General features: G+C 46.2%; 28 protein-coding genes. 16 read left to right on the forward strand and 12 right to left on the reverse strand.

What is annotated here, in order from left to right; translation table 11 throughout:
• Positions 1 to 9: 9 nt before the first annotated feature.
• The 3 genes from QUA07_RS23425 to QUA07_RS23435 all read right to left on the reverse strand — a co-directional run bounded on the left by QUA07_RS23425 (position 10) and on the right by QUA07_RS23435 (position 2,914).
• Entirely contained in the window at positions 10 to 729 is a 720-nt protein-coding gene (locus QUA07_RS23425; RefSeq protein WP_333329844.1) for a cyanoexosortase B system-associated protein, read from the reverse strand.
• Entirely contained in the window at positions 729 to 1,604 is an 876-nt protein-coding gene (gene crtB / locus QUA07_RS23430) for a cyanoexosortase B (RefSeq protein ID WP_333329847.1), read from the reverse strand. Before crtB ends, QUA07_RS23425 begins: the two co-directional genes overlap by 1 nt.
• Before the next feature lie 149 nt (positions 1,605 to 1,753).
• On the reverse strand, positions 1,754 to 2,914 hold the full coding sequence (locus QUA07_RS23435) for a DegT/DnrJ/EryC1/StrS family aminotransferase (protein ID WP_333329850.1): 1,161 nt from the start codon (positions 2,912 to 2,914) through the stop codon (positions 1,754 to 1,756).
• Between the two features lie 188 nt (positions 2,915 to 3,102).
• Here QUA07_RS23435 and QUA07_RS23440 point away from each other — a divergent pair, with 188 nt between their 5' ends.
• The 6 genes from QUA07_RS23440 to QUA07_RS23465 all read left to right on the forward strand — a co-directional run bounded on the left by QUA07_RS23440 (position 3,103) and on the right by QUA07_RS23465 (position 6,369).
• A complete protein-coding gene (locus QUA07_RS23440) occupies positions 3,103 to 4,161 on the forward strand; it encodes an NADP(H)-dependent aldo-keto reductase (protein WP_333329853.1) in 1,059 nt (352 codons plus the stop codon).
• 192 nt (positions 4,162 to 4,353) lie between these two features.
• Positions 4,354 to 4,485, forward strand: a complete 132-nt coding sequence (locus QUA07_RS23445; protein WP_333329856.1) for a hypothetical protein — start codon at positions 4,354 to 4,356, stop codon at positions 4,483 to 4,485.
• Between the two features lie 58 nt (positions 4,486 to 4,543).
• Complete coding sequence (locus QUA07_RS23450; protein WP_333329859.1) at positions 4,544 to 4,672, forward strand: hypothetical protein; 129 nt, start codon at positions 4,544 to 4,546, stop codon at positions 4,670 to 4,672.
• Positions 4,673 to 5,193: 521 nt separating this feature from the next.
• Complete coding sequence (locus QUA07_RS23455; RefSeq protein WP_333329862.1) at positions 5,194 to 5,487, forward strand: hypothetical protein; 294 nt, start codon at positions 5,194 to 5,196, stop codon at positions 5,485 to 5,487.
• A gap of 103 nt (positions 5,488 to 5,590) precedes the next feature.
• Positions 5,591 to 5,992, forward strand: a complete 402-nt coding sequence (locus QUA07_RS23460) for a hypothetical protein (protein ID WP_194064236.1) — start codon at positions 5,591 to 5,593, stop codon at positions 5,990 to 5,992.
• Positions 5,993 to 6,000: 8 nt separating this feature from the next.
• Positions 6,001 to 6,369: a type II toxin-antitoxin system PemK/MazF family toxin gene (locus QUA07_RS23465; RefSeq protein WP_333329865.1), complete on the forward strand. Its 369-nt coding sequence runs from the start codon at positions 6,001 to 6,003 to the stop codon at positions 6,367 to 6,369.
• A gap of 72 nt (positions 6,370 to 6,441) precedes the next feature.
• On the opposite strand, the gene uvrB is transcribed toward QUA07_RS23465, so the two are convergent.
• On the reverse strand, positions 6,442 to 8,454 hold the full coding sequence (gene uvrB, locus QUA07_RS23470) for an excinuclease ABC subunit UvrB (RefSeq protein WP_333329868.1): 2,013 nt from the start codon (positions 8,452 to 8,454) through the stop codon (positions 6,442 to 6,444).
• A gap of 184 nt (positions 8,455 to 8,638) precedes the next feature.
• Between uvrB and QUA07_RS23475 the strand changes: the two genes are divergently transcribed.
• Positions 8,639 to 9,121: a hypothetical protein gene (locus QUA07_RS23475; RefSeq protein WP_333329871.1), complete on the forward strand. Its 483-nt coding sequence runs from the start codon at positions 8,639 to 8,641 to the stop codon at positions 9,119 to 9,121.
• Between the two features lie 295 nt (positions 9,122 to 9,416).
• Positions 9,417 to 10,109 carry a histidine phosphatase family protein gene (locus QUA07_RS23480; RefSeq protein ID WP_333329875.1) on the forward strand — a complete coding sequence of 231 codons (693 nt, stop codon included), beginning with the start codon at positions 9,417 to 9,419 and terminating at the stop codon, positions 10,107 to 10,109.
• A 310-nt stretch (positions 10,110 to 10,419) separates the two neighbouring features.
• Here QUA07_RS23480 and urtA read toward each other — a convergent pair whose 3' ends face one another.
• The gene (gene urtA / locus QUA07_RS23485; RefSeq protein WP_333329877.1) at positions 10,420 to 13,344 is read right to left on the reverse strand and encodes an urea ABC transporter substrate-binding protein; all 2,925 of its coding nucleotides are present in this window, start codon (positions 13,342 to 13,344) and stop codon (positions 10,420 to 10,422) included.
• Between the two features lie 550 nt (positions 13,345 to 13,894).
• Here urtA and QUA07_RS23490 point away from each other — a divergent pair.
• The 4 genes from QUA07_RS23490 to QUA07_RS23505 all read left to right on the forward strand — a co-directional run bounded on the left by QUA07_RS23490 (position 13,895) and on the right by QUA07_RS23505 (position 15,827).
• Positions 13,895 to 14,101: a hypothetical protein gene (locus QUA07_RS23490; protein ID WP_333329882.1), complete on the forward strand. Its 207-nt coding sequence runs from the start codon at positions 13,895 to 13,897 to the stop codon at positions 14,099 to 14,101.
• A 388-nt stretch (positions 14,102 to 14,489) separates the two neighbouring features.
• On the forward strand, positions 14,490 to 14,672 hold the full coding sequence (locus QUA07_RS23495) for a CsbD family protein (RefSeq protein WP_333034601.1): 183 nt from the start codon (positions 14,490 to 14,492) through the stop codon (positions 14,670 to 14,672).
• 82 nt (positions 14,673 to 14,754) lie between these two features.
• Positions 14,755 to 15,198, forward strand: a complete 444-nt coding sequence (locus QUA07_RS23500) for a hypothetical protein (protein ID WP_333085501.1) — start codon at positions 14,755 to 14,757, stop codon at positions 15,196 to 15,198.
• A gap of 116 nt (positions 15,199 to 15,314) precedes the next feature.
• Positions 15,315 to 15,827 (forward strand): hypothetical protein, encoded by a 513-nt coding sequence (locus QUA07_RS23505; RefSeq protein WP_333085500.1) that lies wholly within the window; start codon positions 15,315 to 15,317, stop codon positions 15,825 to 15,827.
• A gap of 365 nt (positions 15,828 to 16,192) precedes the next feature.
• On the opposite strand, the gene QUA07_RS23510 is transcribed toward QUA07_RS23505, so the two are convergent.
• Together QUA07_RS23510 and QUA07_RS23515 are read right to left on the reverse strand one after the other, a co-directional pair.
• Positions 16,193 to 16,405, reverse strand: a complete 213-nt coding sequence (locus tag QUA07_RS23510) for a DUF5615 family PIN-like protein (RefSeq protein WP_333329883.1) — start codon at positions 16,403 to 16,405, stop codon at positions 16,193 to 16,195.
• Between the two features lie 2 nt (positions 16,406 to 16,407).
• A complete protein-coding gene (locus QUA07_RS23515; RefSeq protein WP_333329885.1) occupies positions 16,408 to 16,734 on the reverse strand; it encodes a DUF433 domain-containing protein in 327 nt (108 codons plus the stop codon).
• A gap of 107 nt (positions 16,735 to 16,841) precedes the next feature.
• Here QUA07_RS23515 and trpC point away from each other — a divergent pair, with 107 nt between their 5' ends.
• From trpC to QUA07_RS23530, 3 genes are all read left to right on the forward strand, one after another.
• Entirely contained in the window at positions 16,842 to 17,741 is a 900-nt protein-coding gene (gene trpC / locus QUA07_RS23520) for an indole-3-glycerol phosphate synthase TrpC (RefSeq protein ID WP_333329887.1), read from the forward strand.
• A gap of 350 nt (positions 17,742 to 18,091) precedes the next feature.
• On the forward strand, positions 18,092 to 18,337 hold the full coding sequence (locus QUA07_RS23525) for a DUF5340 domain-containing protein (protein ID WP_041623669.1): 246 nt from the start codon (positions 18,092 to 18,094) through the stop codon (positions 18,335 to 18,337).
• An 83-nt stretch (positions 18,338 to 18,420) separates the two neighbouring features.
• Complete coding sequence (locus QUA07_RS23530; protein ID WP_333329889.1) at positions 18,421 to 19,578, forward strand: alanine--glyoxylate aminotransferase family protein; 1,158 nt, start codon at positions 18,421 to 18,423, stop codon at positions 19,576 to 19,578.
• A 55-nt stretch (positions 19,579 to 19,633) separates the two neighbouring features.
• On the opposite strand, the gene QUA07_RS23535 is transcribed toward QUA07_RS23530, so the two are convergent.
• From QUA07_RS23535 to nblR, 4 genes are all read right to left on the reverse strand, one after another.
• A complete protein-coding gene (locus QUA07_RS23535; RefSeq protein ID WP_333095284.1) occupies positions 19,634 to 19,849 on the reverse strand; it encodes a DUF2949 domain-containing protein in 216 nt (71 codons plus the stop codon).
• Positions 19,850 to 19,861: 12 nt separating this feature from the next.
• Positions 19,862 to 20,176 carry a hypothetical protein gene (locus QUA07_RS23540; RefSeq protein WP_333329891.1) on the reverse strand — a complete coding sequence of 105 codons (315 nt, stop codon included), beginning with the start codon at positions 20,174 to 20,176 and terminating at the stop codon, positions 19,862 to 19,864.
• A gap of 497 nt (positions 20,177 to 20,673) precedes the next feature.
• Positions 20,674 to 21,189, reverse strand: coding sequence for a DUF192 domain-containing protein (locus QUA07_RS23545; protein ID WP_333329893.1), 516 nt, complete (start codon positions 21,187 to 21,189; stop codon positions 20,674 to 20,676).
• A gap of 149 nt (positions 21,190 to 21,338) precedes the next feature.
• A complete protein-coding gene (gene nblR, locus QUA07_RS23550) occupies positions 21,339 to 22,034 on the reverse strand; it encodes a response regulator transcription factor NblR (protein ID WP_333297208.1) in 696 nt (231 codons plus the stop codon).
• Positions 22,035 to 22,277: 243 nt separating this feature from the next.
• On the opposite strand from nblR, the gene rbsK reads away from it, so the two are divergent.
• Complete coding sequence (gene rbsK / locus QUA07_RS23555; protein WP_333329896.1) at positions 22,278 to 23,198, forward strand: ribokinase; 921 nt, start codon at positions 22,278 to 22,280, stop codon at positions 23,196 to 23,198.
• Positions 23,199 to 23,790: 592 nt separating this feature from the next.
• Here rbsK and QUA07_RS23560 read toward each other — a convergent pair.
• Positions 23,791 to 25,071 carry a ribulose bisphosphate carboxylase small subunit gene (locus QUA07_RS23560; RefSeq protein WP_333329898.1) on the reverse strand — a complete coding sequence of 427 codons (1,281 nt, stop codon included), beginning with the start codon at positions 25,069 to 25,071 and terminating at the stop codon, positions 23,791 to 23,793.
• Between the last annotated feature and the right edge of the window lie 67 nt (positions 25,072 to 25,138).

Genomic DNA, 25,138 nt, shown 5'->3' on the forward strand with positions numbered 1-25,138 from the left:
CCTACCTGCTTACTCAAACCGAAAAGTTTCTGTAATTAATTTAGCCTGAACACTTTCACCGAGAGATTCGAGCAAGGGTTGAGCTATCTTAATGTCGCCCTGCGGTTGAATGGGAAGGATAATACTGACAGCAACCCAAGAGGCGCGGCGGTTCGACAGTCTAGCAATACTATCTTCCCAAAACCAGCGGCTGGTTGTTGGAGAACCCCCGTTAGGCCAAGCGTACCATTGCACGACAGCAAAAGTTTGTTGGCGAGTCCAGCTTCGGAAAAACCTCGCCTCGACATTAGGCGGTGGCTGGCCGGGTATTGGTGCTAATTTAACTGTAAACCTCAAAGTGCGATGAGAATCGGTTTGCCACCGGTGAAATCCATCGATATCTAGCCATTCGACTTGGGGCTGGTTTTTGGGGTAATTTTGAGGTAACAGCAATAAAATGGCAATTGTTTTATCTTTTTTAATTTCTTGAACTAACCATCTGTGAGCGCCAATTTGGACGTTATTCTGAACGGCTATAACCTGCCACCCAGGAATTTTTAGCCCGTTTTGGCGCACACTTCTTAATTGCTTGAGGTTGGCAAGGGTTGGCGGGTTTGTCCAAGGCCACCTTCCCGTCGCGTAGCCGGGAATTGCTACTGCTCCAACTAATACCAGCAAAAACACCAGTACCATAATTTTAGATAATTGATACCGCTGCATTAGTTTCTGTGCTGAAATCATCTGTTTCATTAATTGCCAGACTGACTTGGGAAATACTTTTCCATCCCGTTGAGGAGAAGTACCAATAACCCTAGTATACAAGCAGAATATAAATCTCCGCCCCATCCGGCGTGTAGCCAATTAAAAAGCGCCTCTCTGCCGGTTCCGTGAAAGTAAGTTAGCAAAGTATTGCGAAAAATGTTGGAAGTGATGCTAATAATGGATGTAATCACTAAAAACAAAAGACTTTTTTTGCGAGAGTTCCAAACTCCCGTCCAATCCAGCAGAATTAAGCTGACGTAAAGACTGGTAAACAGCATTTTTAAGCCTGCACAGTGGGGAGCAACTTCTACAATGCGCTCGTTTACGTACAGATAAATTTCTTCCACTCTCACGTTGATACCAATCTTAATTAATATCCAGCCTGATGCTTCAGCAATGAATTGCTGTAAGGGCAAGGCGTAGGGTTCTATGAGGTAAGGAATGTGGTTCGGCGAGGCCAGAAATACGAACAAAAGCGGCATCACCTGCAATTTCAAGCCGGGAATTCCTTTTAAAGATAAGCAAATGCTGGCCAGCATTACGGGGAGGGATAAATTTACTAAATCGCTCAAGCGACTCAGATAAAAAAGCGTGGCTAGTACCAGCAAAAAGCCTCCCAAAGGATGCGGTGAGTTGGGCAAGCTGCGCCAGCACTTTCGGTTCATCCAAGCAATATAAGCTGCGTAGGGCAAACCAATTAGTCCGTGGCTGAAATATTCGTGTTCGATGCTGATGTTTTTGTTGAGCCAGCCGTTGTACCAGTGTACTAGCAGGGGGGCGTACAGCAGCACTAGGAGCACCGTGATACCTTCCGCCAGGAGGTATCGCTTGAAAACAATGCGAATTTTGCGCTGGATGTGCATGGTTTGAGAAGTTTTAAGATTGCCGCGCTGGATTCGCAACGCTTTGGGCTTTTGAACTGTCAGTTAAAGATTTGTTAATTCCCCACAAAAACGCTGTGAGAACCGCACCCTACTGCTTGAATCACCTGCAGCATAAGTTTTATGAACAATTAGCAATTCAATGATAGTACGATCGCCCGAACAACTTGCTCGATCTGAGTATTGCTCAATCCGGGATACATTGGCAATGATAAAATCTGTTGGCACAGGGTTTCTGCGTGGGGGAAGTCGCCCGGATTGCCTAAGTTTTGGTAGGCGGGTTGCAGGTGACAAGGTATGGGATAGTGTATGCCTGTTTGAATGCCGTGTTGGCAGAGTTTTTCCTGAAGGGTGTTGCGGTCGATCCTCTTCGAGGGCTTCGCTAACGAGCTTTCCTCAGTAATTTTGATAACATACAGGTGATAAATGTGACCGCTGCTGCTATGGTTGGCGATCGGTACAATGCCTTTGTGTTTCAATGGTGCTAGTAGAGTATTGTAGTGTTGAGCAGCGTCGGTGCGATCGCGATTCCATTTTTCTAAATAAGGCAATTTAACATTGAGCACGGCGGCTTGCAAATTGTCGAGGCGGCTGTTGCTACCGATTTCTGTGTGCAAATATTTACTGGGTGCTCCGTAATTGCGGAGAGTTCGCATTTTGTCTGCGAGCTCTGCATCGTTAGTAATTAACATCCCGCCGTCGCCAAAAGAACCGAGGTTTTTGCTGGGATAAAAGCTGAATGCTGCTGCTTTTCCAAAGGAACCCGCGCGGTATCCTTCTCTGTGGGCTAAGTGCGCTTGGGCGGCATCTTCAAATATGATTAAATTGTGGCGGTTCGCAAAATCTAAAAGCTGCCCGGGCGATACCATTTGACCGTAGAGGTGTACGGGGATAATTGCTTTAGTTTTCGAGGTAACTGCTGTGGAGGCTGCTGTGAGGTCAATCAGGGCGGTTTCCGGGTCGCAATCTACAAGAATAGGTATAGCTTTGGCTTGGAGGACGGCGATCGCGGTGGCGATAAAAGTGTTAGCGGGTATGATAATTTCGTCGCCCGGATTAATACCACAAGCTTGGAGTCCCAGAGCGATCGCATCAGTTCCGCAAGCCACTCCTACGCCGTATTTTACTCCAGAAGCTGCAGCAAATGCTGTTTCAAATTCCGCGAGGGCTTGACCTAAAATAAAGTCTCCTTCCTGGATAATTTTTCTAATTGCTTCTGCTATTTTGGATTGGATTGGCTGATGTTGCAGGGAGAGATTTACAAACGGAACTTTTGGCTGGCGGTTACTCATAAACTATCGGGGCGTAATTATTTATATTAACATTTTATTGCAGATAGCTTTTAAAATATTTTAACCGCAGAGGGCGCAGAGTAGCAGAGGGAAAATGGATATTTTTTACAGAAGAGCTGCGCCTCACCTCGTTTTTTTTGAGTGAGCAACTAAATGAAACTTTTTCTGTAATATAGAAGCAGAGAATTTTGCAGAAAGCAACCGAAATCATGGAATACAAAAAACTCGGCGACAGCGACTTATCAGTATCTGAAATCTGTTTGGGTACGATGACTTACGGCCAGCAGAACACCGTTGCAGAAGCGGCCCAACAGCTCGATTTGGCGATCGATAGAGGAATCAACTTTATCGATACGGCAGAAATGTATCCTGTCCCTGGAAAGGCGGAAACTCAGGGAAAAACAGAGGAATATATCGGCGAATGGTTGGCGAAACAGCAGCGGGATAAAGTCATTATAGCGACTAAAGTGGCGGGCAGAAGCACTCGATTAAAGTGGATTCGGGAAGGGAAAAATCAGATCGATCGCCCAAATGTCGAAAAAGCCCTGAATGACAGCCTGAAGCGCTTGCAAACTGACTACATTGACCTGTATCAGATCCACTGGCCCGATCGCTACGTGCCGCTATTTGGCGCGCCGGATTACGACATCGCCCAAGAGCACGAAACTGTACCGATTTTGGAACAGTTAGAGGTATTTGCTGACTTAATTAAAGCTGGGAAAATCCGCTATTTGGGTTTGAGTAACGAGACGCCTTGGGGAGTTTGCGAGTTCTGCACCTTGGCGGAAAAACACGGATTGCCGAAAGTTGTTTCGATTCAGAATGCTTTCAGTTTGAGCAATCGGACATTTCACCTAAATTTAGCAGAAACTTGCCGTTTTAAGAATGTGGGATTGATGGCTTACAGTCCTTTGGGGTTTGGGCTGTTAACGGGTAAATACTTGAATGGAATTCCCGAAAATTCAAGGTTGGCTTTATTTGCGGGATTTGGTCAGCGTTACGATAAAACTAATCTGAATGATGCGGTGAAAGCGTATGTTGAGATTGCGGGGAAACATGGGATAAGTCCGGCGCAGATGGCTTTGGCGTATGTGCGATCGCGCTGGTTTGTAACTAGCACAATTATCGGTGCAACAAGTCTCGAACAGTTGGAGGAAAATATCGGTAGTTTGGAGGTGAATTTGGATCGGGAGATTATAGCGGAAATCGATGCGGTGCACGCTAAGTATCCGAATCCGACACCGTAAGATGTCTCGGCGGTTGAAACCGCTTCTATACACACAAAGTCCGCCTGCGCGGACTAAGAGATAGAGGGTAAATTTAACCCGGATTTGATATTAGTAGGTTGGGTTGAGGTAACGAACCCTAGGTTTCACTTCGCCCAACTTATCACTGGCTAGGAAAAGCATTTTTAATTCGATCGCACTCAAGTATTAGATGTGCTCAGAGGTTTTCTTCAGGAAGTGATGCAGCTAGCTGTAGATAAGGGTTACATCAGGCTGGAAGAGAAGGAGGAATTTATTCGTCCGGCTTTTGCTAGCAGTACGGATGCTGCGGTATTGAGCAAGTAGTTTGTTTTGGTGGTGTTTTGGGCGATCGATCTTTTTGTTGTCAATTAATATTTTAACCTTGTTTAACATCCATTCCCAGCGCTGGGAAGAGGCGATCGCACCCATGGATATTTTAACTGCAGATGATGTACGGGCGAGACGCCCGTATCACAAATCATCTACGGGCGAGACGCCCGTACCACAATGAAAGAGGATGTTTTGGGCGATTGTTCTTGACGCAGAGGAAATGGGAGAGAGGAGCGAGCGAGCCCGTACTATCCTGAAGTGAGTAATCTATTTTCCTCGTTTCGCAAAGCCCCAATCATGGTCAACAAGACTTTTAAAGTAAACGTTCTATTAAGTTTCCCTGATAGGGATTTACCCTCCTAAAAAACATGGAGTTTAAATAGGAGGGCTTGGAATAGCAAACTTGACTTGTAGCAAGCATATTTCAATCCCTAATAGGGAGCGCTGTTTGCCCAGAGTAGGGCAACCAGTTTGCTGTTCCTATTAACAGGATAGCCCACAATCAAAAAAATGTCAAGTCATGCTAGCTACAAGTCTAAACACTGATCTATAATTATTGATGAGGATACCCAGTCACTAAAAACGGAAAAGGCCCGCCTGAAGTACAAATTCAGACAGTGCCCTCGCTTTCGCTAGGTAGCTCAGTTGGTCTGAAGTTAAGAGGTCAAACCAACACAAGTAAACCCAACTACTTTGAAATATATGTTCCACAACTGTAACCCACAAGACGGACTATTGTTTGCCAACCTTCGGCGGGCTAGGATCGCTCTCTCTGCTTTGGCGAAGTCGTACCACGCTTTGGCGGAGTCGCACCGGGCTTTGGCGGAGTCGCACCGCAGTCTGCTTGAGGAAAAAGAAGCACAGGATGAAACGATTGAAGAACAGCGACAGGAAATAGATGACTTGAAGCGCGAACTTGATTGTCAGCCAAATTACTGCGAAAACGATGGTTCATCCAACTGCATAATGTCACGATCGCGAAGATGTTACGGATAGACTAGGAATCTCATAGAAACCTCGATCGCCCTTCCCATCCAAAAAATAGGACAATGGTAAAGGGCGATCGCACTTCACCCTAAAATCTTTCTCAACTAAACCCATGAGTACAATTCGCTTACAACTAGCCGAATACTTGAAATGTCGAGGTTTCACCCCCGAAAACTTAGTCGAAGCTGTGGGCGAAACACTCAATCCTGAAACCGTATACCAACTGATAGAAAAAGCCGAAAACCTCAACCATCTAGATTTATCCGTCCTAGCCGCCATTATAGATGGCTTGAGCAAACTCAATGGTTTTCCAGTCGGCATCGCAGAAGTGCTAATATTTTTTCCTGACATTTCCGAGGAAGCATTGGCAAAATCGCCTTGGCGTCAACTTTACCTCGTCGATAATGAAATTCCTCCCTATGATTGGGGAGATGTAGACCCGATGAAACTTGGTCAACCCGTGCGCTATATACCGGGAGTAGGTGCTGTTATTCTTGAAGACGAAAGGGTATAGCAATAAGCGTGGCTAATAGATTCACCATCCGCGATATTTTACTGGTTGATTTCCCTCCTCAAACGCCTGCATTGCACGAACAACAAGGAATTCGCCCTGCTGTAGTAGTGGGGAGGCCAAGCAACACAGGTATGATACGTTTTGAGCTTGTGATTGTTGTGCCGATTACCAGACAATCAGGAGATTGGACTTCACAAAATCCAATTTTATACCCAAGTCTTCGGGCAGGAGTTGGAAATCTAACGGCCGACTCGATAGTATTGCTGGATCAAGTACGCGCTGTAGATATCCGGCGAGTATTGCGCTATCTTGGCAGTTTAACCGCAGAAGAGTATCAGCCGATCGCCAATGGACTAAAAGCCATGTTTAGCTTTTAAATTCTCCCTTCATCAGCGTTTATCTGCGTGCATCTGCGGTTAAAAACTCCCCTCAATTCTCTGCCAAAAAGCTTAATGTCCCAATAGCTTATCCCGCAAATGCTTAATCCGATCGCGCAATTTACCCGCCTCCTCAAACTCCAACTTCTTAGCCGCCGCCTTCATCTGCGCTTCCAAGCGCCCGATTAACTGAGGAATCTCATCCAAAGATAACTCGTTCACCTGTTCGTAAACCTCCTCCAACTGCTGAGAATTCAGCTTGCGCGACACATCCAAAAATGCCAAAATCGCATTACTCGATCGCTTTTTCGCGATCGGCTGTGGCGTAATCCCGTGCATCTTATTGTACGCTACCTGAATCCCCCGGCGTCGATCCGTTTCGTCGATCGCCTTAACCATACTATCCGTCAAATTATCCGCGTACAAAATAGCCTGTCCCTGAACGTGCCGCGCCGCCCTTCCAATCGTTTGAATCAACGAACGTCCCGATCGCAAAAACCCCTCTTTATCCGCATCCAAAATTACCACCAGCGACACTTCCGGCAAATCCAAACCTTCCCGCAGCAAGTTAACACCAATCAATACATCAAACTTACCCTCCTGCAAATCTTGGATAATTTCGATGCGTTGAATCGACTGAATTTCCGAGTGCAAATACCGGACTTTAATCGCCCTCTCCTGCAAATATTCGGTTAAATCTTCCGCCATCCGCTTCGTTAAAGTCGTCACCAAAACTCGCTCATCCCGACTTACTCTCTCCTTAATTTCCCCCAACAAATCATCAATTTGTCCTTCCGTCGGACGCACAAAAATAGTCGGATCTATTACTCCGGTAGGGCGAATTACTTGCTCTGCAACTCTGCCTTCCGATATTTCCATTTCCCAATCCCCAGGCGTAGCAGAAACAAAGATGCACTGATTCTCTTTTGCCCAGAATTCCTCTGCTTTTAAAGGGCGGTTATCTGCCGCGCTGGGCAAGCGAAAACCATGTTCAATCAATACTCTTTTCCGCGCTTGGTCGCCGTTGTACATCCCCCTAATTTGCGGCACTGTGACGTGAGATTCATCTATCACCAACATCCAATCTTTGGGGAAATAATCTATCAAACATTCTGGCGGTTCCCCCGCATTTCTCCCTGCTAAATGTCGCGAATAATTTTCGACTCCGTTGCAGTAACCTACCTCGCGCAGCATTTCTAAATCGTAGCGCGTGCGCTGTTCCAACCGCTGAGCTTCTAATAGTTTACCCTGTTTTTCAAATTCTACCAGTCGGTCTTCTAATTCGAGTTCTATCCCTTGGCAAGCTGCCTCTAATTTATCTTCTGCCGTGACAAAGTGGCGCGCTGGATAAATATTTAAAGCGGTTGTACTTTGGATAATTTTACCAGTTACGGGGTCAACGTAGCGGATGGCATCGATTTCGTCACCGAAGAATTCAACGCGAATAATTCTATCTTCGTAAGCGGGGCCAATTTCCAAAACATCGCCTTTGACGCGAAATTTGCCTCGGCCTAAATCTATATCGTTGCGGCTGTATTGGACGTTAACTAAATCACGCAAAACTTGCCGCTGGTTTACTTCCATTCCTACTCGCAAAGGAATAGCCGCTTTCAGGTATTCTGCGGGCATTCCCAAACCGTAGATGCAGCTAATTGAAGCAACTACAATTACGTCGCGGCGTTCAAAGAGCGATCGCGTGGCTGAGTGCCGCAACATATCGATCTCGTCGTTAATTGCTGCCGTCTTCTCAATGAAAGTATCGGTGACTGCGATGTATGCTTCAGGTTGGTAGTAGTCGTAATAACTGACAAAGTATTCGACTGCATTGTTCGGGAAAAAATTTCGCAGTTCGTTGCACAGTTGAGCTGCTAGGGTTTTGTTGTGTGCTAAGACTAAGGTGGGTCTGCCGACTTTTTCAATCACCGAGGCAATGGAGAAGGTTTTGCCCGTACCTGTGGCACCGAGTAAGGTTTGAAATCGATCGCCCGCTTCGATGCCTTTGACGAGTTGCTTAATCGCTAGCGGTTGGTCGCCTGTGGGCTGGAAGGGCGCTTGCAATTGAAAAGATGCTGCCGCAGTTACCATAGGAAAATGTAGCTATTACCCATAAATCTTAACAAAAATGCAGAGATTCGGCAATTTCGTTAAAAAAATAGTTAGACTTTGTAATATTATTTTAATCATCGGCCGAAATAGCAAGCAGAAAGCCAAGAAAAGCAGTTGTCCGCACCCAGCAATCAACGTCCAAAAATAAGCGAGGAAAAGAATTATGGATACGAGCAGTACAGGTACAAGCAAAGGCAAAGCGATCGCCCGTCGCGGTAAAGGCAGTTCCAAAAGCCAACCGACACCACCCACGGATGCCAAAGCAACAGGAATCCAACTTTATCGGCCGCAACTCATGCATGACAACCGCCCTGTCGGCCCAGACGATTTTACCATCAGCGAGACCGTCTCGATGTCGGGGAACCGCCCGATCGGCATTAGCACCCTGCACCTCAGCGAAACCTACGGCATTGTAGGCAATCGCCCGGTAGAATCCAGCGACTTTGAAGTGGTTGCTACAATCGGCAATCGCCCGATCGGCTCCAGCGCCATGCAAGTCAGTGAAATGTTCAGTATGTCCGGTGCTCGCCCTATTGCAATCAGCACTCTTCACATTGATGAAGTTTACTCCACAATGGGAGGAAATCGGCCAATTGCCTCAAACGAAATTGACGATAGCTCAACATTAATGGGCTTCTTAGATTAATTAGTCATTGGTCATTAGTTATTAGTTTTTCGCTGTTAACTAATGACTAATTAAACTTTTTTATACAAGTTATTGAGGAACCGGATCAACCAATTGAATCGTCTCAAGTTATTTATTTAACCCTGCCAATTTTAACAATCGGCGTTGCGGATTTATGGTATGAACAACTCAATCTGCAAAATAATGAAACAAGCGCGTCAGAACATCTTCGGAATTTCCAACTTATCTATTTTCCTACCGTGATTCAGCAACGCCAAGTGATTTTTACCCATTAAATGAGAGGGAATATCAAACTGTGTCCATTTGGATTATTCGTCATGGTCAAAGTCAATCCAATGCAGGGTTGGCAACTATTGGACCGCATGAAAATGCCTTAAGTGAATTGGGCGATCGACAATCAAGATGTATTCCAACCGCCGTTAAACAAACTCCCGACTTGATTGTGACTTCACCTTATTTGAGAACACAACTCACTGCTCAACCATTGATTGAAAAATTTCCACATACACCCGTTGAGGTTTGGCAAGTTCAGGAATTTACCTATCTGGGCCTACAGTTCGACCAACCAACCACAACCCAGGCTCGCAAACCTCTGAGCAAAGCTTACTGGGACCGCTGCGACCCTGAATATGTCGATGGAACCAACGCCGAATCGTTGGTTCAACTGATGGAACGAGTCCGAACTTTCCTAAACCAGTTACAACAACAATCCGGTTTTGTAGTTGTCTTTTCACATGGATTTTTTATCAAAGCAATGCTGTGGCAGATTTTGGCTAACCCAACGGTAATTGATGCCGTTGCGATGACTCGGCTTTTGGGATTTTCGCGAGGCTTTCCAGTACCAAATGCGTCAATTTTGCAGATGGAATTTGATTCGGGTGGGATAGCTCATTGGAGTTCCTTCATTACCAATCATCTGCCACCGGACCTAGAATCGGCAGCACCCGATGCAACTCTGGCAAGTGATGCAGGCGATCAACCCTCGTAACCTACCTTCACTGGAACAATGCCCCAACCAATGCCAGAGTGGCGTTGCTGATTTATCAAAAATTTGGGTTTAATATCATGTCCGGTCGATTGACCATGATATAACTGTTAATAGTTCACAACATTTAAGAGTTCATCTTTCACATTTCAGAGTTCAAGGGCTAATGACTACTGATATCGCTTCCGGTGGCATCGTTATTGTTTAAATGTCTAAACAGTCAGTTGTTCCGAAAGCATAATTTTAGTCAACAGGCAACAGTTAACAGTCAACAATACCTTGGTCGTGCAACCAGAATTGATATGACTAATAACTACTTCTCGATACCCTGATATTTGCTCAATAAAGCAGCAAAGCGCTTGTAATCCACAGGCTTCCTCACATACTCCGCCGCTCCCAATTCCAACCCCTGATTTTGGTCGTCCAAAAAAGTTATCATAATCACTGGAATATCAACCAAATCTTGATCTGCTTTCAACGCCGACAGCACCGCCCAGCCGTCCATACTCGGCATCATCACGTCCAGAATAATCGCGTCGGGCAGCAACTCCTTAGCCAACAGAAGCCCCCCTTGACCGCTAGCCGACGATCGCACCCGAAATCCCTGTTTCGACAAGCAGCGGGTCATCAAGTCTCGCGCGTCTGGATCGTCGTCAATCACCAGCACAGTAGCAGCATCGGGCAAATCCAGCGGTTGTGATCGCAGTTCTTTTTGCTTCGCTTCAGTCGCCGCTGCACTCGTGTCTAACTCCTGGGAAGACTCGGCCTGAATTTCTTGGATTTCTGGATCTTCCCGCGCTTCTTTCGGGTTTTTAACCGCAATCGGCAACCGGATCGTAAAACTAGAACCGCAGCCAAACTCGCTCTCAACGGTAATGTCTCCGCCCATCATCTGGCAAAATCTCCGGCTAATTGTCAGCCCCAAACCGGTGCCGCCGTATTTGCGCGTAGTAGAATCGTCCGCTTGAGCGAAAGCTCCGAATAGCCTCGACACCTGATCCTCAGTCATGCCGATGCCGGTATCGGTTACTTGAAACACGATCAAAGGCTGTTGACACCGAGAAGGATCTGCCCAGAGTTCTGCGGAATTGTCGATCGGCAAAACCTCCCCTTCTTCTTTCCAAACATTAATCGTAATTTTGCCTTGATCTGTAAACTTAGCAGCATTGCTCGCCAAATTTAACAGCGCTTGTCCCAGCTTCCCCGAATCAGCGTATATCGTGCCAATATTGCGATCGCAATTGACGATCAAAGTATTGCCATTTTTCCCTAGCGTCGGTTGAACAGTAGTGACAACCTGCTCGATCAAATCCCACACCTCAAAAGTCTCCAAGAAAAGAGTCATCTTTCCTGCTTCAATTTTAGAAATATCCAGGATGTCACTAATAATGTTGAGCAACTGCTTGCCTGCCATATTAATGCTTGCCAAATCCATCACAAACTCTTCTTCGCCGAGTTCCAGAGCCTCTTCTTGCAGCAGCTCGCTGTAGCCGATAATCGCATTCAAAGGCGTCCGCAACTCGTGAGTCATATTTGCCAAAAAAGTGCTTTTCGCCCGGTTGGCAGCTTCCGCAGCATTCTTAGCGACTTCCAATTCCTCCGATCGTTCCTCTAGCTGCCGCTGCCGCACTTCCAAACCGTTGAGCAAACTGCTAATTTGCTGAGCCATTGTATTGAGAGTAGAAGATAGCACCCCGATCGCATCATTAGAAACCACAGGCGATCGAGCCGTAAAATCACCGCTGGCCATCAGTTCCGCAGTTTCCCGCAGCAAGCCGAGATTCCGAATAATTGCCGACACCGACACAAAAGCCACTATCCCCGCGATCAAACTCAAAACTGAAGCCCCCAGCAGCCAGTGCTGAGTGCGGCTCGCCACTGCCAGAGTTTGCTGCACCAGCACCGCCATTGCTGCCTCAGAAACCCCCGCCGGAGTTGAGGCAGCTTTTATTGTCAGCAAATAGTTCTTCATCTCCACAGAACCCATCCACCCGACTCCCACCGCCATCCAAGTTATCAGTACCAAGATGACAAACAGCCCGCTCAAAGACGCCCGAGTTCCTAGAGAAATCGGCCTCGGAGCAAGTGCCGCCGCCCAAGGATAGGTTTTGAGAAAAGGATCTGGCGGAACCGGTGCGCCCGAATTCCAAATCTCCTCAATTTGACCGTCCGACCGCACCTTACCAATCCGCACTGTTTTCCAGATATGCTGCGTTTGGGCATCTATTTTTACCTTGCCCGATGGCGCTGCAAACTCAATATTTTTAGCAGCAGCCCTGACTTTAACCACATCTGTCGAACCAGCTTTTTCTACTGCTTGCTTCCACAGGTAAACGCCCAAATAAGCTGCTGCGATCGGGTCATCCGTGACTCGATTTTCCCCGTATCGGGCTTTATAAGCCTTGACAAATTTCCGATTTTCTGGTGTGTCCACCGTTTGAAAATAGTTCCAAACCACCCAATGTCCAGCAAGATTGGACGGCCCGATCGCCCGCACTTCCTCTTCTGCTACGCTAACCGACATCACCGGCAAATCCTCGGGGTTCACGCCAGCTTCCCGCAACTTTTGGAAAAAAGCCACATTGCTATCGCCGTTGAGAGTGTTGAGAATAGCATCTGGTTTCACTGCTAAGATATGTGCGATCGCCTCGCCCACTTCCCTCGATCCCAGCGGCAGATACACTTCCCCCGCCAACTCTCCCCCCAGTGCCGCCAGTTGAGCTTTCACAATCCGATTTGCCGTGCGGGGAAAGAGATAGTCCGAACCCAACAGGAAAATTTTCCGCTTTCCCTGTGTCAGCAAGTAATTCACCCCAGGCACAATCTGTTGGTTCGGGGCAGCACCAGTGTAGAAAATATTCGGACACTGTTCTAGCCCTTCATACTGCACCGGATAGAACAGCAACCCGTTGCCGTGCTCGAAAGCAGGCAGTACAGCTTTGCGGCTCGCCGAAGTCCAACAGCCAAATACCACCGCCACCTGCGCTTCTAAGAGCAATTGCTTAGCTTTTTGAGCAAAAGTCTGCAAATCGCTGGCTCCATCTTCTATAACCGCTTCCAAGGGGCGTCCGAGCACCCCTCCGGCCGCATTAATTTCCTCAACCGCCAACAGCGTCGCATCTTTAACAGAAATTTCGCTGATGGACATCGTGCCCGTCAGCGAATGCAACACACCTATTTTGATCGGCTCACGAGTCGGGCCGGCTGCTTCGAGGGGGTTACTGCTCCTTGCTCCCATAGGGTTTTAGATAATTTTTACTAATAACAGAAATTTTAGTTCGATCCTGCTGGAAGTTAGCCTTGAGGCTAACTCTTGTTTAGCAGATTATTTAACCCGATCGCCACCAAACTTGGGAATTGCTGCACCCTACAGATTTTAACTTTCCAACTCTCAGCATAGACTTAAGTCTGCACTAAACTGCCTCCCATTTCTCTCTTCATCTTTTACCGAAGTCCAAAGAGCCTCATACCACAACATTCGACACTTAATGCCATCGCTCGCGCCGCAGAAAAATTCTCCCCCCTCCTCCCCTTTTCCCAACTCATTCACTGCCCGCGACTTGCGACCCACCAAGCAATCTCACCCACTATTCCCCTTCCCCTATCTCTTTTGGGGCTAAGGGAAGTTTCCGTAATTTATCTTAACTATAAAACTCAAAATTATTCACCAGCCCCTATCTCCCTTCAGGTAGATGGAAGTCTTCGTGATTTCCGTTATCTTAAGTATAAGGTTAACTTCTAAGTACCCTGGTTAAAAATAAATTTTGCAAACAATAGGGGAAAAACTAATGAATAGTCAAGAAAACGCGACCCACACGGCCACCGAAAATCAAGTCACCCTACCAAAATCCAGGGAAATATTGCTCGGCGAGGAAACAGAAAAAGCCCTCGGTCAGCAAAAAAAAGAAGATGCTCAAACTATGCGCGCTGTCGAACAGTTGAAAGAAGAACTTCAGCACAAAATAGATGAAGAATGTCATCACAAGGTAGATTAAAACTAATACGGATTTTTTTCGGTGTGGGTAAGATGCAATCTTGCCCACACTCGCTTTGGGAAGGCAGAAGGCAGAAGGCAGAATTAAATAAAAATTTATAGTTTTAAATTATTTTGGGTATGAAAAAAAAAACTCCGGGAAGCGGGGTTGACCATCCACCAGCTTTTTTACACAAATACTTCGTTGCAGCCACCAGAAACGGTGAAAAAAAACCTATAAGTATGAAAGTGGCAGGCTGTCCAAGACAGAAAAATAACTTTTCCATCTTCCATCTTCATTTGTTATTCATTCTTTCTTCCTAGAGGTAGAGTGCAACGCAGCTCCTAGTTACCTATGATGAGTTTATTAAGTAGAAAATGTCTGATTAGATACAGATAGGGAGAAAACCATGAGCACTGAAGATAGAGCAAAGGCAACTGGCAACAACATCGCAGGCAAAGCTCAAGAAGCCCTAGGTAATGTTACTGGCGACCCGAAAGATAAAGCAGAAGGCAAAGCCAAGCAGGCAAAAGCTGAAGCTGGTCACGCGATCGAAGATGTAAAAGATGAGCTCAAAAAGAAACTAGACTAAGCCTAATACTATAGGCATTGAGAGGGTCGAGCAACCTGACCCTTTCAAGTATTCCAAATGTTTTAGGAACGGAGGAAAAAAGGTGAGTTTATTGCAGCAGAGTCGCAAAATAATTGCGGGCGTACTTTTGGTATTAATGCTGGCAGTTACTACTGCCTGCGCGCCCAGCGTTTCCGCCCAAAAACCGACTGATGTACCTGTAGCAATTGGTGGCAGTCAGGGTTATTACGCGCAGCTAGAACGTGGCAATACCGCCGCAGGTCAAGATTTTGGTCAATGGGTAACAAAGACGGCTAAGGGCTTGGTTCAGGATGCTTATGTGCGCGACAATAACAAATTGGGAGTTGTAATTACCCCGCAAGTCCGCCCGACTGAAGTGAAAGATTTGGCGAAATCTTTAGCACAAGGTTTTCACCGCAATTTCCCAAATCAGGATGTAAGTGTTTTGGTTTACGCTCCTGACAAAAAGTTGATTTTGACTGCTAAGTACGACCAGCAATCAAATCAGATTGAATACAAGTCTTGACCGAGTTAGCAAGCTTAAATGATAGCCGCGTGGCGGTTTAATATTCCGCAGTTTTTCAAAGGCTAAATCATCTCAATTTAAGACTGAAATGTTGTGTAGATTGGAAGAGAGTTACCATGAGTAGCAGCGATAATTACAAGCGTCAAATCATGAACGATTTAGCCCAGGGCGATCGAGAAATGATGCCGGAGACAACGGGTGAAGATTACGAAAACTTTGACGATTTTGCTCAGAGAACTTCCCCTGCTCAGCGCAAACAATTATTCGGGCGTTCCCTGAATCACGACTCCCTCCCGCCGGCTCAGTTGGAACCGGAATTGCAAAAGGCGATCGCCCAAATTAAGCCAAATGAACGCGACGATGTAGCACGGGAATTCTTCAAGCATTTGGGCAAGAGAGGATTGAACGATCGCCAATTGGAAAAGCAGCTAGGACTTTCTACCCACCACGCCAGCCGCATGAATGCTGACGATGTTACCAAGTTGGCCTCGTTCACCTATCACAATCACCCGGATATTTTCCAAGAAGTGCTAGCCGAACAGCCGAGTTTGATGAAGTTTTTAGGCAATCCAGTTGTTGCTGGTATTTTGGGAATAGTTGCGGCTAAATGGCTCAACAACCGTAAATAATCTTGGATTCAGACACGCTGCAAAGCTGATAGTACGTGCAGCAAATAAAAGGACGATCGCCAGGGCGATCGTCCTTTTATATTTTATATCTAGTCCTGTAGTAAAATAGTAATTGCTCAACCCCCTTGACAAGAAGACAAGATAGACATTAGATCAAGGAATGGAAAAACTCCCCGACTTAAAGCCTACGCACGCGCGTACTTTATCCACATCATTCTCTAATATGGAATCCAATCTAACTTATCGAGCCATTCTTCAGCTTCAGTAGTTTCCCAAATAAAATGAATTGTTTCTGCCCATCTGCCGATACTTCCACTTGGACGCACCTAAACTAATCCCCAACTTTGTCCCCCTGCGGCCCAATGTTACTCCAAATGTCCGCTAATACTTTTGCGATTATCCGTCACTAATAGTCGTTTCGATGATTCCAAATAAATTAGAATCTCTGGATCTAAGGTGCATAATGGCGGCGCATTTGAATCACCCACCCGCAAAATATCTATCTCCGGATCGAGGTTTAAAACAGCACTTTTGAGCTTAGGAGGCAAATTTTCATCGACTAAAAAACGAATTTTCACGCTTAGTTAAGTAACTCCTGTTCTCGCTGTGCTTTGATTGCTCTCAAACGCAATGCTAGAGGAGATGGATTAGCCAACCATTCCTGATAGCGTTCTTCCCGCCACTTCGCCAGCCGCAACATATAAGCATCCATCTGCCTCCGATTTTGCAGATAATAAGTTAGCGTCGCGTAAATTTTCTCTAAATTCAAACTTGGTAATTCTTCCAGAATTTGGTCGGGCGAATATCCATCCAAGTAATATTTAATCACGTCGTCAATGCCGATCCGATGTCCTTTTATGCGGATGTCATCAGGGTCTAGAAATTCAAAATAGTCTTCTAATTGCATCGGTGTATCTCCGAATACTTAGTTAAGCGCATTTAATCATAAATTGAAAAGGGCGATCGACCTTATATAATAGAAACTTGTTTACGATCGCCCTTTATCCCCCTATCATGCTTCAAATCCGCCGTCGTCCCCCCAGCACATCCGTCTCCGTCCTCTACCTCAGCTACCAAATCGCCGTACCCGACGCCGAACCCCAGCACATCCTCGAAGAAATCGTCTGGGAAAAAGAAGCTGAAGTCGCCCAAAAACGCGATCGCACTCCCTTATCCGAACTTCACAAAAAACTCCCCTTCGCACCGCCAACTCGCGACTTTCTTGCCGCCCTTAAAAACGGCAAAACCACACCCGCTATCATCGCCGAAGTTAAAAAAGCTTCCCCCAGCAAAGGCGTAATTCGCGAAGATTTCGATCCGGTGGCGATCGCCCTAGCTTACCAACAAAACGGCGCTAGCTGCATCTCCGTACTCACCGATGAAAAGTTTTTTCAAGGTAGCTTCGACAACCTCGCTAAAATCCGTGCGGCAGTCGATTTACCCTTACTTTGCAAAGAGTTTATTATCTATCCCTACCAAATTTATCTCGCCCGCATTCACGGTGCCGATGCTGTACTTTTAATCGCCGCCATTCTATCTGACAAAGACTTACAATATTTTGTGAAAATTGTCAAGACTTTGGGCATGACAGCTTTAATAGAAGTTCACACTCTCGAAGAACTCGATCGAGTATTAACCCTAGAAGGCGTCAACCTGATCGGTATCAACAACCGTAACCTAGCAGACTTTTCCGTCAGCCTAGAAACCACCAGTCAACTATTAGCCTCCCGCCAAACCGAGATCCAAGCAAAAGGCATCCTCATCGTCAGCGAGTCAGGAATCCACACTCCCGCCGACCTCGCTAAACTTGCCACCGCCGGAGCCGAAGCCGTTCTCATCGGCGAATCTCTGGTCAAGCAGCCAGATCCGGGCGCCGCTTTAGCCTCCCTTGCCGATCGCCCTCCCAGCCTGTGAAAGGCGAGACCGCTTGACAAACCACCCTTAATTCTGATAAAAAATGATTAAGTAGGTAAATAATGAGAATTTCTAGCCTGCATCGACTCAAGCGCTACTGTAAAAAAGAAATAGCACTGAAAGCTATATTGCATAGAAATATTTTGCCAGAAAGCAATTAAATCTATTCTGTAAGCCTGTCGATCGCAAAATTTAGCGTGTCCCACGCACCCAGCCCCGAATATTCGATCGGCAAAGCAGGGGTTATTGTACGGTTAGAAAACAAATAAAAAATCGGGCATCTAATGTTCACCTGTGATGCCTCATGCAATTGCAATGGGGTGTCGGTTCGCTGAGGTATGTTAGCTTTCATGGAGCCAATCCCCCTTCCTTCGTACATTCATTATGAATTGCTACTTCAATTGTTAGAACGCAAAACGATGTTTGCTGTCAGTCCACAATCGCCGCAGCAGCAACAAGTGCACCAACTTATTATTACCCTGCGTAAAGCCCTTGCCATTCAAAAGCAATTAGAACAAAGCTGCGAGCGATCGAACTTAGCGGTAGAACATCGCTGGTCTCTAAATGAAATTAACCACAAGGGAGTTAAAAGTTAAAAAACTTAGAGTATCGACGCGACGTGACGTATCGTATTTGATTTATTCTATATAACTCCCACAGAAAAACTTAGGACAATATCATGGACAACAAATTAATGCTGATGATTCCCGGCCCGACGCCGGTGCCTGAAGCGGCATTGTTAGCGATGGCAAAACACCCGATGGGCCACCGCAGCAAGGAATTTGACGCGATTTTTGCAGAATGTACCGAAAACCTCAAATGGCTGCACCAAACTAAAAGTGACGTGCTGAGTTTAACGGTTTCTGGTACCGGCGCGATGGAAGCTGGGATAATTAATTTCTTGAGTGCGGGCGATCGAGTTTTAGTCGGATGCAACGGCAAATTTGGTGAACGTTGGGCGGAAGTCGCCGAAGCTTACGGTTTAAACGCCGAAATTATTAAAGCTGAGTGGGGTCAACCTTTAGACCCCGAAAACTTCCGCGAAAAACTCGAAGCAGATACAGAGAAGCAAATCAAAGCTGTCATCATCACCCACTCGGAAACCTCTACCGGCGTCCTCAACGACCTCGAAACTATCAACCGCCACGTTAAAGCCCACGGTGAAGCTTTAATTATGGTCGATGCTGTCACTAGCTTAGGTGCGGTCAATATTCCGATGGACGCTTGGGGCATCGATGTCATTGCTTCGGGTTCTCAGAAAGCTTACATGATTCCTCCAGGTTTGGGTTTTGTGGCCGTCAGTCCCAAAGCTTGGGAAGCTTACAAAACTGCGAAACTGCCCCGCTATTATTTGGATTTGGGCAAATATAGCAAAGACGCTGCCAAAAATACCACTCCTTTTACTCCCCCTGTCAATATGTTTTTCGCCCTGCAAGCATCGCTGCAGATGATGAAAACAGAAGGGTTGGAAAATGTTTTCGCGCGGCACAAACGGTTGATGACAACTACTCGCGCTGCTGTCAAAGCTTTAGGTTTGCCGTTGTTTGCTGCTGACGATGCCGCCAGCCCTGCGATTACTTCGGTTATGCCGCCAGAATCCGTAGATGCTCAAAAAGTGCGGACTTTGATGAGAAAGAGATTTGACATTGCTCTCGCCGACGGACAAGACCATTTGAAAGGTAAAATCTTCCGAATCGGTCATTTGGGCTTTGTGTGCGATCGCGATATTCTAGCAGCAATTTCCTCTTTAGAAGTCGTGTTGCAAGAATTGGGTCATGAAGGCTACACTCCTGGTGCCGGCGTTGCCGCTGCTGCCAAATTCTTGGCTGAATCCTAATCCAAGTTATTAAAGGATTTTGGATTTTGGATTCTTTCTAAAATCTAAAATCCTTTTAATATGCTTCGGATAACCAATCAAAGATTTTATCCAACTGTTCGAGAGTGACTAAACCGTATTGCCACAGAACCATCGGCAAGGAATTCGGGTCTTGATCACGCTGCCGCTGTTTGTTATCGCCGACACGTTCGGCGACAGCAATTGACGCGGGCGAAATTGCCAAATCTTCTTGTAAAAAGCGAATTAATCGAGTGTATTTAGCGGGTGCCATGTGATTTCACCTCTAAGTATAGGACACCATTTTCTGATGTGAACCTGATGTTTTTGATGAGTAATAAGCCAGTTTTAAATTTGTCTTGTTACCGTTGATAGCTTTTAAAACGCTATTAGCGGTTGAACTGCCAAACGTAATGCTGAGTGCTACTGTAAAGCTAACCTTTCCCAAAAAGTGAAAGGTTTTGCCATTTTCCTGATGTCGGCCCGATCGACTTGCGATCGCGATCCAACCTAAACTGAATACCTCGGCATCTTTGGAGCGCGAATCAGAATAAATTCTGCTACCTAAAACTACTAAACCAAGTTCAGAGTTTAACTTCATCTGCCGAAATGCAGAATCCGCAAATCTACTTCGGGAAAATTAGTTAGATATTTCGATCAAACCCGAAACTGCTACCAGAAGTTAAGTTTGCCAATTACCGCCAATTAACTTGGCTCGTAGCATATTACTTTAGATAGGTTTAGTAGATTTAGCTCGATCGCCAGAACTTCCAGAGAATTTCTTTTCGTGTTGCTACACCTTGAGGCTGAGTATCGTCTCTCAGGATTGGTAACGAGTCGCTGACTCGTCTCATACCTGCGACCAAGAATCTACAGCTTCCGGAAACAAGCTCAAGTCCTGACTGACTGAGATCGACATCGTAGCAAATCTTTGGGTGTTTGTACTGAATCTTACATTAATATCTTAACAAATTTAATCAATTTTTGTAAAGTTTCTAAATTTTCGTCGGTATTCCGAAGGTAGGGGGAGCTCTGGGCGATGCAAACCGGGGGATTTTGTCTGTCTAGAGGTTTTACTTACTGAAACAGTCCGAAGTTTTACTGGAAAAACTCGATTTCAATACGATCGCCCACTTTGACACCGAGTTCAGCAGCTCGCCCACCCCGGAGTTCAATGACTTGATCGACAGCGGTATTGGGCCCGTAGGTAGGACAAGGATCTGCAGTACAAGGAGGTGCAGAAACTTCGATCGCCTCAACCACCCCATCCCGGATAAAAATCATATCCAGAGAAATCTTGCAATTTTTCATCCAAAAATTGACCCCCCGCGCCGGTTTAAACTCAAACAGCATTCCTCTGTCATCCGGCAAAGAAGTTCTGTACATTAAACCCATAGCCTGTTGTTCCGGTGTTTTCGCCACTTCGAGTTCGATTGGGCGATCGCCTATCCGAGCTCTAGCAGAAACAGGTAGCACTTGACCCGATGTTGTCGCCGTAGGAGACTGATCCGCCAAAATACCAGTAGCACCAGCATTCGCGATCGGTAAAGTCGGTGAACATCCCAGCAAAAATATACTTACTCCAATACCGAGCAAATTAGTTAAATAATTCATATTGATTTTAGATTTTAGATTTTAGATTTTAGATTGGGCATAGGGCATGGGGCATGGGGCATAGGGCATGGGGCATGGGCATTGTTGACTAATGACTAATGACCACTGACCACTGACAACTGACAAGTGACAACTGTCAACTGACTTCTTCAAGCTTCCCGCATCACATAGCCAACACCGCGTACCGTCTGAATCAAACGCTTTTCACCCTCATCTTCAATTTTGAGCCGCAGATAGCGGATGTAAACCTCAATCACATTAGACTCGCCCAAAAAGTCGTAACCCCAAACATTTTCCAGAATTTGTTCCCGAGTCAAAACCTCGCGGGGATGTTCCATCAAATACTTTAACAGCTCAAATTCCTTCATCGTCAGGTCGATCGCCCGTCCATTGCGTAGGGCCCGCCTAGATGCCAAATCCAAAACTAAATCGCCAAACCTCAATTGTTCGTTGCTGCTGTTATCCGGCTGCAAATACAAGCGCACCAACTGCAAAAACTCCTCAGTGCGGTAAGGTTTGAGAAAATAATCATCCGCCCCAGCTTCCAGACAAGCTACGCGATCGTCAACTGTATCACGACCGACCAATAGCAGCACCGGCACCCGATTGCCAATACTTCTGAGGTAAGAACACAGTGACAGCCCCGACTCAGGGCCAAGTATCCGATCGATTACAATCAAAGCTGGCTGCAATTCACGGGCTAAATGTTGGCCTGTGGCGGTGTTAGAAGCTACTACCGGTTCATAGCCGGAGGATTTTAAATCGAGACTCAAGTGTCCGGCGAGAACTTCGTCTGTTTCAACTAGCAGGACACAGGGATTGCGATCGAGAGTAATTGCAGCCATTGAATTGACCTGTGAAGACCATACCTGTTCTAGCACGTCTTAAGGAAGAGAGGGAGAGAGGGAGAGGGAGAGAGGGGGAGAATGGGAGAGTGGGAGAATTACCAATTACCAATTAAACTATTTGGCATTTAAATTGAAGCTCGATCGTCCCGCGCTATCTTGCCCGCGCCACAAGAGTTTAAGTAAAAAGTAGCTTACAAATTAAATGCGCTACAGCTTACCAATTACCAAATTGAATAATTTATGACCATTATCGTATTCGGCAGTATCAACATCGACCTAGCAGCAAAAACTCCCCGGTTGCCGCAGCCAGGGGAAACTATCATCGGTAGCAATTTTTTCACAGCCGGCGGCGGCAAAGGGGCAAATCAAGCCGTCGCCGCCGCCCGTCTCGGCACTTCCACCCACATCATCGGTCGCGTCGGCAACGATAAATTTGCTGAGGAATTATTGACAAATTTACAATCTTATGGTTTAAGTACAGACAATGTATTAATAGACCAAAATACTCATTCAGGAGTGGCAATTATCGCGGTAGACGAGACAGGTCAAAATAATATTATTGTGATTCCGGGCGCGAATAACAATGTCGGTGAAGCAGATATAGAACGTCTCAAAAAAGTGTTAACAACAGCTACATCTTTGCTGTTACAGTTAGAAATTCCCCTGGAAGTTGTCCAAAAAGCTGCGAAAGCTGCTCGTCAAGCGGGGGTGCGAGTTATTCTCGATCCAGCACCGGCTAGGGCGGATTTGCCAGTGGAACTTTATCCGCTAATTGACATTATGACGCCGAATGAAGTGGAAGCGGGCCAGTTAGTCGGTTTTCGGGTGAATGACACGGAAACAGCGATTGTAGCTGCCAAACACTTGCAGGAGCGCGGCGTCAAGAATGTTATTGTCAAATTGGGCGATCGCGGGGCTGTTGCTGTTACTGCGGATGAAACCTTTTTTGTACCGGCTTTTGCTGTAGAGGCGATCGACACTGTGGCTGCTGGCGATGCTTTTAACGGCGGTTTGGCCTCTGCATTAGATGCCGGTCTGTCCTTGTCAGAGGCGGTGCGGTGGGGCGCAGCAGCGGGCGCTCTGTGCACAACTAAAGTGGGTGCTCAAGGTGCTATGTGCGATCGGGCAACCTTTGATAAATTTTTGCAGAATTTAATTTGAATTTGTCAGGTGCCGAAGGCGCACCCTACTTTAACTTGTAAAGCTAATTCGCCGCTGGTTTGCATAATCTCTGTCTGTCCTGTAGTTGAGGGCGAGATAAAGAAGATATTGCCTGTAGGGACACAACTGTCTTCATTGGTATCAACTTAACATTAAACCGATAGTCCGACAGTCCGACAGGGGTTGAAACCCCTGCCTCAAAGCTAAAGTCCTCTCAAGAGGACTGAGAATAAAAATTTTTAAACTCATTATATCATGTCCGATCGATTAACCATAATATCCCGGTCGGGGCGGGTTTTTGAGATGGTCAATTATTGGCAGGTCTTGTTGGCGAACCCTCCCATACAAAAAGCGCGATCGCTCGACCGGACATGATACAGCATATTCCATGTAGATGTAGATTGCGAGAAACCGGGTTTTTTGAACAGAATCAGTAAGGATGCGAGAACTGTAAAGAAACCTGGTTTTTGGGGTGTACTTCATAAACCTGGAATACGCTGTATGAGAATAAAAATTTTTAAACTCATTAGTCCACTTCAGAGGACTTTAGCTATTAGACAGGGAATTCATTCCCTGGCGGACTGCTTTAACTTTAACCATTCGGCCGCTGAATAATTGTTTCAACTACCCGCCGCTTGACTTTTGGATCGATACCAATTAGCCGCACGTATTCGCCGCCGTGTTCCGCCAAACAAGTTTCTAAAGATGCAACCACATCTTTTTCCTGTGCAGTTTTAATCGTCGCGCAACTTTGCCAAGAACCAGTTTTAAATCGGCGATTATCTGCATATTCCATGCCAATTTTGCAGCCTCTTGCTAATAACTGCTTTACTTGTTCCAATACCTCGGAACTCAGCCGCGCCGCATGACCGTTACCCGCTTCAGAACTTGGCTCAACGTAAGCCTTATAATATTTGGATGACGGGTCGTTTAATTCACTTTGCGTGGGCGCAGCAGCAGCAGGGGCATTGGGGGTTCCTTGAACGTTGAAAAGGCGCGATTGGTTGTATTCATCTACTAAGCGCATTTCCTGAATCCGCTTTTGTTGACCCACCATCAAACTGCCCATTTCTATTAAATGAGCGAGGCTGAAATTCGGGTTCTGGAAATCTGGCGCTGCTTCCAAAGTGTTTACCAAACGCTTGGAAACTCGCTCGATTCCTACTTTGTGAATGAATTCGCGGATTTGTTCGTCATAAATGCGCGATCGCAAAGCGCTAAAAAAGTCGATCGCCTGATCGGCAAAATTATCGACTAACGCCACAATATCGGTTTTTGACAATTTGTCAGACTCAAAAATTCCCCCAACAATGCCAATTTTATCATCCCGGCTGGGTTCCCAATAAAACTTTTCCATCCGCCCGTCGCGAATCAGCGGCGCGTACAGCGTAGAAAAATCATTTCCGGTGACAATAATCGGCACTCGGTGCAGTGGCGTACTGTCATAACTTCCCGGTAACTGCACGTTAGTTGGATTATCAGCAATATTCATCAGAGTGGCATTGACCATCTGAGTATTGACAGTATATTGAGTAGTAGTATCGAACCTGCCAGCACCAGCATCCAAATCGTTAATAAAGATGGCGCACATCTCGCCCCGCACCCTAATTTGCTCCGCCGCTTCCCGGTAGCGCAGGCGAATTAAACGCGCCGGATCTCCGGCATCCGGGCTTTCTAATTCCCCACCAGATATCATCACCGGTTCAAAGCCCATCCGCCGAAAAACCAGTTCGGTTTGAAAAGTTTTGCCTTCTCCTTTGCGGCCGTGAATTCCCAAAATTAGGGGAACTCTTACCCCAGGTAAATTTAAAAAGTTCTTAGTGACGTGCACCGCAACTTTATCGAGAAAGTTAGGAGAAATGTAATAACTCATCAGTAGATTTGTGAGGGATTAATTGTTGTTACTGTTATGATTTTATGACAAAACTAACAGCCTGCAC

This window comes from Microcoleus sp. T3_A4 (assembly GCF_036700465.1).
In the GTDB taxonomy this organism is placed as follows: domain Bacteria; phylum Cyanobacteriota; class Cyanobacteriia; order Cyanobacteriales; family Microcoleaceae; genus Microcoleus.